We start from the raw sequence: 7,539 nt of genomic DNA, 5'->3' as shown, positions 1-7,539 counted from the left end.
TCATCGGACAGGCCCCGCGCGTGCACCTCCCCGCGCGGGGCCTGTCCGATGACCTGGTCGTTCTCGTCCACGATGTCGAGGATCTCGTCGGCGGCACTCATGCCCTCATCCAACCAGGACAACCAAAGAGCACTCACGCGCGGAGACGCACGGCCCGGTGCCCCTCCAGGACGACCAAGAGAGCACTCATCCGCCGAGACGCGCGGCCCGGCGCGGTCAGCCCCGCTGGAGCTCCCGCACCCGTGCGCTCCCGGAGTGGTTGCACGGCATCGCCGGATGCATCCCGAGCAGCACCACCCCGACGACGATGCCGACGAGCCCGGCCGCCTCCCAGGCCAGCGCCCCCGCGTCGGTACGGAGCCGGTCCCCGAGGAAACCCACCCCGCACGCGATCCCGGCGAGCGGCTGCGCGGCGGTGAGCGCGGGCAGCGACATCCGCAGCGGCGCCGCCTCGAAGGCGCTCTGCACCAGCAGCAGCCCCGTCACCCCGAGCATCAGCACCCCGTACGGCTCCCAGGTCGTGAACAGCGCGCCCCAGCCGCCGTCGGCGAACACCTGCCCGCTGACCCGGGTGAGCGCGTCCTGGACGCCGTACAGGAGTCCCGCGGCCACCGCGAGCAGCACCGGTGCGGCAGCGAGCCTCGGCCGCTTCGCGTACGCCGTCAGCAGCAGCGCCGCCCCCACCATCACCCCGATGATCAGCCACTGCCGGAAGGCCCCGCTCGGAGCGGTGCCGCCCTGCGGCTGACCGGCCACGATGAACGCCGTCACCCCGCCCGCGAGCAGTGCGAGCCCCGCCCAGCCCTGGCGGCCCAGCGGCTGCCGGTTCCGGCGGCGGGAGAGGGCGAGCGCGAAGAGCAGATTGGTCGCGAGGAGGGGCTCCACCAGCGAGACCTCACCCCGGCCGAGCGCGATCGCGCCCAGCGCCATCCCGCAGACCATCAACCCGATCCCGCCGAGCCAGCGGGGCACGCGGATCAGGTCGAGGAGCAGCCGGGGGGAGAGGAAGTCGCCGATCGGCGCGTGCGCGGCGGCCTGCTGCTGGAGCACGAAGCCGAAGCCCAGACAGCAGGCGGCGCACACGGACAGGAGAAGAACGAGAACCGACACGCGGAGTACCTCGGGTCGTCGGACGGGCCGCTGCGGCCGTCCCACGGGACGTGCCGCTCGTTTTCCCGCACGAGGGCGATTTATGCCTCGACGGGTGGCCCGATACGTATTCATACGACTCTAGCCGCCACCCTGTGGGCTGTCCGTAAGCAGAGACACATCCGGACAGTTGACTAAGTCGCGTGTTCTACCGAAGGATCTGATCCACAGCTGCTGACCGGCCAGTAACAAAGCGCCGGGCGACGCCTGGCCCGCCACGCCCGCCCCCGCTTGACCGCGCCCGTTCCCGAGAGGACGTCCTCCATGTCGTACGACGCAGATGTGATCGTGATCGGGGCGGGCCTCGCCGGGCTCGCGGCGACCGCGGAGCTCGTCGACGCGGGTCGCAAGGTGATCCTCCTCGACCAGGAGCCGGAGCAGTCGATCGGCGGGCAGGCGCACTGGTCCTTCGGCGGTCTCTTCTTCGTCGACTCGCCCGAGCAGCGCCGACTGCGGATCAAGGACAGCCACGCCCTCGCCCTACAGGACTGGATGGGCACGGCCGGCTTCGACCGCGAGGAGGACCACTGGCCGCGCAGGTGGGCGGAGGCGTACGTCGACTTCGCCGCCGGTGAGAAGCGCTCCTGGCTGCACGGGCAGGGTGTCCGCTTCTTCCCCGTGGTCGGCTGGGCCGAGCGCGGCGGCTACGACGCCAACGGGCACGGCAACTCCGTGCCCCGCTTCCACATCACCTGGGGCACCGGCCCCGGCCTCGTGGAGCCCTTCGAGCGACGGGTCCGGGAGGGCGTCGCCCGGGGCCTGGTCCAGCTGAAGTTCCGGCACCGGGTCACCGGGCTCGCACGCAGCGCGGGCGCCGTGGACACCGTCACCGGCGAGATCCTCGAACCGTCGACGATCGAACGCGGGCAGCCCAGCACCCGCACCGTCACCGGCGCCTTCGAGCTCAAGGCCCAGGCCGTGATCGTCACCTCCGGCGGCATCGGCGGCAACCACGACCTCGTCCGCGCCAACTGGCCGGAGCGCCTCGGCAACCCCCCGGAGAAGATGATCTCCGGTGTACCCGCGCACGTCGACGGCAGGATGCTGGCCATCGCAGAGGAGACGGGCGCCCGCCTCATCAACCGCGACCGCATGTGGCACTACACCGAGGGCATCCAGAACTGGAACCCCATCTGGGACAACCACGGCATCCGCGTCCTGCCCGGCCCGTCGTCGCTGTGGCTGGACGCCCGCGGCAAGCGCCTGCCCGTGCCGCTGTTCCCCGGCTTCGACACCCTCGGCACGCTCGAGCACATCATGAAGACCGGCTACGACTACACCTGGTTCGTGCTCGACCAGAAGATCATCGGCAAGGAGTTCGCGCTCTCCGGCTCCGAGCAGAACCCCGACCTCACCGGCAAGTCGATCAAGGACGTCTTCGTCCGGGCCCGCGCGGACGTCCCCGGCCCGGTCAAGGCGTTCATGGACAACGGCGTCGACTTCGTGGTGGAGAAGGACCTCGGCTCCCTGGTGCGCGGCATGAACGCGCTCACCAAGGACCCCCTCATCGACGAGGCGGAGCTGCGCCGCGAGATCGTGGCCCGCGACCGGGAGATCGCCAACCCGTTCACCAAGGACCTCCAGGTCATGGCGATCCGCGGCGCCCGCAACTACCTCGGCGACAAGCTGATCCGCACCGCGGCCCCGCACCGCATCCTCGACCCCAAGGCGGGTCCGCTGATCGCCGTCCGCCTCAACATCCTCACCCGCAAGACGCTCGGCGGCCTGGAGACGGACCTGTCGTCCCGTGTCCTCACCGAGGGCGGTGACCCCCTGGAGGGCGTGTACGCGGCGGGCGAGGCCGCCGGCTTCGGCGGCGGCGGTGTCCACGGCTACCGCTCCCTGGAGGGCACGTTCCTCGGCGGCTGCCTGTTCTCGGGCCGCACCGCGGGCCGCGCGGCGGCGAAGGCGACGGCCTGACCTCCTCGCTCTCGCCGACGGACGTGACGGCCTGATCCCTCGGTGGATGTGACGGATTTCTGACGGACCTCCGCCGTCCCTGGCATCTCAGGGGCGGTGAGTGGTCGAATCGGTGTGTGAACCCTGAACATCCCGAGGCGCGGGAAGCGCCGAGGGAGCACCCCGAAGAGCACGAGAGCCACGGCGGCCGGGACCTGGAGCACGGCCGGGACCCGGAGCGGGGCAAGCCCATCGGCCGCCGGATCTTCCTCGGCACCCTCGGCCTCGGCGCCCTGGGCGTGGTCTCCGCGCCCGTCCTCCAGCGCGGCCTGGAGGGGTTCCTCGGCGAGGCGGCCCAGAAGGACCCCACGGGCCTGACGGGTCTGCTCCCCAACGGCGGAGGCTTCCGCTACTACTCCGTGACCGCGTCCGTTCCCCGCAAGAACGCGGGGAACTACCGCCTCACCGTCGGCGGCCTGGTCGACCGGCCCGCCTCCTACACCCTCGACGATCTGCGGGCCCTGCCCCAGACCCGGATGGTGAAGGACGTCCAGTGCGTGACCGGCTGGCGCGTCCCGGACACCCCGTTCGAGGGCGTACGGCTCTCCGAGCTGCTGGACGCGGCCGGGGTGAAGTACCCGAAGGGCGTCGACGACGCGTGGACGGCGGACGAGTTCGACGCCGCGCTGAAGGCGCTGAAGGCGAAGGACTCCGACGGCAAGGTCCTCGACATCCAGGAGGGCAACGGACTCGCCAACGAGTGGGGCACCTACGGCTTCGCCCCGATCGTCTGGTCGGCCGGCGGCGGCCTCCTCAAGGACGGCAAGGCGGAGGGCGCCCTCGACTCCCCGGCCGCGGTGTCGGCCCTGAAGACCTTCCAGTCCTGGAAGGGCACCGTCGACCCCAACACCGACGGCAACGCCTTCGCCAAGGGCCGTGTCGCACTCAGCTGGGTCGGCCACTGGATGTACCCCGCGTACAGCGAGGCCCTCGGCGACGACCTGGTCGTGCTGCCGCTGCCGGACTTCGGTGACGGCCCCAAGACCGGGCAGGGCTCGTGGTCCTGGGGCATCGGGGCCGACTCCAAGAACGCCAAGGCCGCCGGCGCGTTCATGGACTTCCTCCTCGACGACGCCAACGTCACCGCGATGACCAAGGCCAACGGCGCGCCCCCGGCCACCAAGTCGGCGCTCGCGGCGAGCGAGCTGTACAAGCAGGGCGGCCCGCTCCAGCTCTTCGCCGACCAGCTCGCCAAGCCGTGCGGTGACAGCGACATCAGCAAGTCCTGCGTCGCCGTGACCCGCCCGGTGACCGCCGGATACCCGGTGGTGACGGAGAAGTTCAGCCAGGCCCTGAACGCGATCTACGGCGGCGGCGACCCGAAGGACGCCCTGTCCAAGGCCGCCCGCGCCATCGACCGGGACTTCTCGGACAACGCCGGTTACGAGATCCCGTAAGCACGCGCCCTGTCGGACCCATCGACCGGGGCGGGCGCGCCCCTCGTGGCCGCCCGCCCCGCCGGGAAGAGGACCCCGTGAAAACCGTGGAACCCGCGCACACCGCGCCGTCCGGCCGGGACCGGGCGCCGGATCTGACAACCGCCCCCGCCCCACCCGCTCGCCCCGCCCGCCGCGGCAGGGAGTGGCTGCACGGACTGCTGATGTCCGGGCCCGCCGTCGCCGGCCTGATCGCCTTCGTCGGCGTGCCCTTCTGCTACGCCGTGGTGCTCTCCTTCTACAACGTGCGCCTCGGCTCCCCGCTGGAGCCCACCTTCTTCGGCGTCGAGCAGTACCGGCGGCTGTTCACCGACCCCGATCTGTCCGGCCCGTTCCTGCGGGCCCTGCTGAACAACCTGACCTTCGCCGTCGTCGTCGTACCGCTCCAGACGGGTCTGGCGCTCGGCCTCGCGATCCTGCTCAACCGCAAACTGAAGGCGATCGGTCTCTTCCGGTCCTTCTTCTTCATGCCGGTCGTCTTCCCGATGGCGCTGGTCGCGGTGATCTGGCGGCTGATCCTCGCCCGCAGCGAGCAGGGCATGCTCAACTCCGCCCTGGACGCGGTGAGTTTCGGGAACTGGGGCGCGTTCGACTGGCTGGGCGACGGGCTCACCGCGATGGCCTCGGTCATCGTGCTGTCGGTGTGGCAGGGCGTCGGCTTCCAGATGGTGATCCTGCTCGCCGGGCTCCAGCAGATACCGGACGAGCGCTACGAGGCCGCCCAGCTCGACCGGGCCTCCCGCTGGCAGCAGTTCCGGCACGTCACGCTGCCCGGCATCCGGGGCACCCTCGTGTTCGTCGCGCTGCTCACGTCGGTGCTGTCGTTCCGGGTGTTCGACCAGGTGTACGTGCTGGTCAAGGGCGGCGGCCTCGACGAGGACGCGGCCCGCACGGTGATGTACCAGGCCGTGACGACCGCCTTCGACCAGAACAACATCGGCCAGGCGTCCGCGATCACCGTCGTCTTCTTCCTGATCGTCGTCGTCCTGACCCTGATCCAGCGCCGTATCGTCCGGCCCGACAACGAGGACTGACTCAGCCATGAGTACGAGCACCGCCACCGGTCTCTCCCGCGGGCCCCTGCGCCGTTTCCTCGACTACGCCGTCCTCTCCGTCCTGGCGTTCGTCTTCACGCTGCCCGTCCTGTACCTGCTCCTCGGCAGCCTCAAGCCGTCCGACGAGGTGCTGAACGGCCTGTCCGGCTTCCTCCCGATCCATCTGTCCTTCGACAACTACGCCGCCGTCCTCGACAACCTCAACTCCGACAGCACCGGCTACTTCTGGCAGTTCATGGGCGTCTCGCTGCTGCTGGCCTTCGTGGTCGTCACGGGCGGCCTGTTCGTCAACTCGATGGCGGCGTACGGGCTCTCACGGCTCAGGTGGCGGGGCAGGGAGGCCGTGTTCACCCTGGTCCTGCTGCTGATGCTGGTGCCGTTCGAGTCGGTGGCCGTGCCGCTGTTCTACCTGTTCAACGATCAGCGGAACACGCTCTTCATCCAGGCGCTGCCGTTCCTCGCCAACGCCTTCTCGATCTACCAGTTCCACACGTTCTTCCGCACGATCCCGCCGAGCATCGAGGAGGCGGCCCGGCTGGACGGGGCCGGCCCCTGGCGCACGTTCTTCGCGATCATCGTGCCGATGTCGAAGCCGGCCTTCGCCTCGGTCGCGATCCTGACGTTCCTCACCCAGTGGGGTTCGTTCCTGTGGCCGGTGCTGATGGTCTCCGACCCGTCGGTGCGGCCGCTGCCGCTGGAGATGAGCGTCTTCCAGGGCCAGCAGCCCCCCGACTGGGGCCAGATCCTCGCCTTCGGCGTCCTCCTCGTCCTGCCCGTCCTGATCGTCTTCGCCTTCTTCCAGCGCTGGTTCGTCCAGGGCGTGGCCAGCTCCGCCGTGAAGGGGTGAGCGTCGGCGCGCTGATCGTGGAGCGGCCGGGGCCGGCCGGCGGACATCCCGCGCGGCCGCCCGCTTGTCGGTGGTGGGTGTCATCCTGGGGACATGAACCGGGATGATCTGGTGCGGCTGCGGCGGGCGCGGGACCGCATGGACCGCGAGTACGCGGAACCGCTGGACATCGATGCCCTCGCGCGCACCGCGCTGATGTCCCCCGGCCACTTCCAGCGCAGCTTCCGCGCGGCCTACGGGGAGACGCCGTACGCGTATCTGATGACCCGCCGCATCGAGCGCGCGAAGGCGTTGCTGCGCCGGGGGGACCTCACGGTGACCGAGGTGTGCCTGGCGGTGGGCTGTACGTCGCTCGGCTCGTTCAGTTCCCGCTTCACGGAGCTGGTGGGCGAGACCCCGAGCGCCTACCGGGCCCGTCCGCACGAGTCGGGGGCCGCGATCCCGGCATGTGTGGCGAAGCGGCTGACACGGCCCTCCCGGCATCGCATACGCACGGCGGAACCGGACGAGGCGCCCTAGCGTGGGCACATGGATACGAACAGAGCCCACGGCCCGGACATCAAGCTCTCCCAGTGTTTCCTCGCGGTCGACGACCACGACAAGGCGCTCGCCTTCTACCGTGACGTCCTCGGCATGGAGGTCCGTGGCGACGTCGGCTTCGAGGGCATGCGCTGGGTGACCGTCGGCTCCCCGCTCCAGCCCGATGTCGAGATCGTCCTGGAGCCTCCGGGCGCCGACCCCGACATCTCCCCCGCCGACCGCGAGGCCATCGCCCAGCTCCTCGCCAAGGGCGTCCTGCGTGGCGTCAACTTCACCACCGACGACTGCGACGCGCTCTACTCCCGCGTCGAGGCCTCCGGCGCTGATGTCCTCCAGGAGCCCATGGACCAGCCCTACGGCGTACGGGACTGCGCGTTCCGCGACCCGGCGGGCAACATGCTGCGCTTCATGGAGCCGCGGAAGTCGGGAGAAGCGGGCACGGCCTCGAAGTACGGGGCTCAGTGACAGGAAGGGCAGGAGGGCGGGGCAGCAGGGCAGCAGGGGGCAGAGGGGCCGAGGGGCAGGTCAGGCACGAGGGCAGCAGGAGCATGAG

7 protein-coding genes and 1 pseudogene are annotated in these 7,539 nt (G+C 70.6%); 6 read left to right on the top strand and 2 right to left on the bottom strand.

Annotated elements, in window-relative coordinates:
* Both AOK15_RS47920 and AOK15_RS36440 read right to left on the bottom strand, forming a co-directional pair.
* Window positions 1-101: pseudogene (locus AOK15_RS47920) on the bottom strand (NUDIX hydrolase); the annotation flags it as partial.
* A gap of 115 nt (window positions 102-216) precedes the next feature.
* Window positions 217-1,110, bottom strand: a complete 894-nt coding sequence (locus AOK15_RS36440) for a DMT family transporter (RefSeq protein WP_055522807.1) — start codon at window positions 1,108-1,110, stop codon at window positions 217-219.
* A gap of 303 nt (window positions 1,111-1,413) precedes the next feature.
* Here AOK15_RS36440 and AOK15_RS36435 point away from each other — a divergent pair, with 303 nt between their 5' ends.
* The 6 genes from AOK15_RS36435 to AOK15_RS36410 all read left to right on the top strand — a co-directional run bounded on the left by AOK15_RS36435 (window position 1,414) and on the right by AOK15_RS36410 (window position 7,451).
* Window positions 1,414-3,069, top strand: coding sequence for an FAD-binding dehydrogenase (locus AOK15_RS36435; protein WP_055522806.1), 1,656 nt, complete (start codon window positions 1,414-1,416; stop codon window positions 3,067-3,069).
* Between the two features lie 116 nt (window positions 3,070-3,185).
* Window positions 3,186-4,505 (top strand): extracellular solute-binding protein, encoded by a 1,320-nt coding sequence (locus AOK15_RS46260; RefSeq protein WP_079058911.1) that lies wholly within the window; start codon window positions 3,186-3,188, stop codon window positions 4,503-4,505.
* 77 nt (window positions 4,506-4,582) lie between these two features.
* Complete coding sequence (locus AOK15_RS36425) at window positions 4,583-5,578, top strand: carbohydrate ABC transporter permease (RefSeq protein ID WP_055522803.1); 996 nt, start codon at window positions 4,583-4,585, stop codon at window positions 5,576-5,578.
* Between the two features lie 7 nt (window positions 5,579-5,585).
* On the top strand, window positions 5,586-6,446 hold the full coding sequence (locus tag AOK15_RS36420) for a carbohydrate ABC transporter permease (protein ID WP_055522801.1): 861 nt from the start codon (window positions 5,586-5,588) through the stop codon (window positions 6,444-6,446).
* A 93-nt stretch (window positions 6,447-6,539) separates the two neighbouring features.
* Window positions 6,540-6,965: a helix-turn-helix transcriptional regulator gene (locus AOK15_RS36415; protein ID WP_055522800.1), complete on the top strand. Its 426-nt coding sequence runs from the start codon at window positions 6,540-6,542 to the stop codon at window positions 6,963-6,965.
* A 9-nt stretch (window positions 6,966-6,974) separates the two neighbouring features.
* Window positions 6,975-7,451: a VOC family protein gene (locus AOK15_RS36410; protein WP_055522798.1), complete on the top strand. Its 477-nt coding sequence runs from the start codon at window positions 6,975-6,977 to the stop codon at window positions 7,449-7,451.
* The last annotated feature ends 88 nt before the right edge of the window (window positions 7,452-7,539 follow it).

The sequence above is a fragment of the Streptomyces ossamyceticus genome (assembly GCF_001418475.1).
GTDB lineage: Bacteria > Actinomycetota > Actinomycetes > Streptomycetales > Streptomycetaceae > Streptomyces > Streptomyces ossamyceticus.
This window is presented reverse-complemented; position numbering and strand designations above follow the sequence as displayed.

Bases quoted from the DNA above. Each gene is read 5' to 3' on its own strand.
- AOK15_RS36435 (WP_055522806.1), top strand. From the start codon at position 1,414: ATGTCGTACGACGCAGATGTGATCGTGATCGGGGCGGGCCTCGCCGGG.
- AOK15_RS36420 (WP_055522801.1), top strand. From the start codon at position 5,586: ATGAGTACGAGCACCGCCACCGGTCTCTCCCGCGGGCCCCTGCGCCGT.
- AOK15_RS36415 (WP_055522800.1), top strand. From the start codon at position 6,540: ATGAACCGGGATGATCTGGTGCGGCTGCGGCGGGCGCGGGACCGCATG.
- AOK15_RS36410 (WP_055522798.1), top strand. From the start codon at position 6,975: ATGGATACGAACAGAGCCCACGGCCCGGACATCAAGCTCTCCCAGTGT.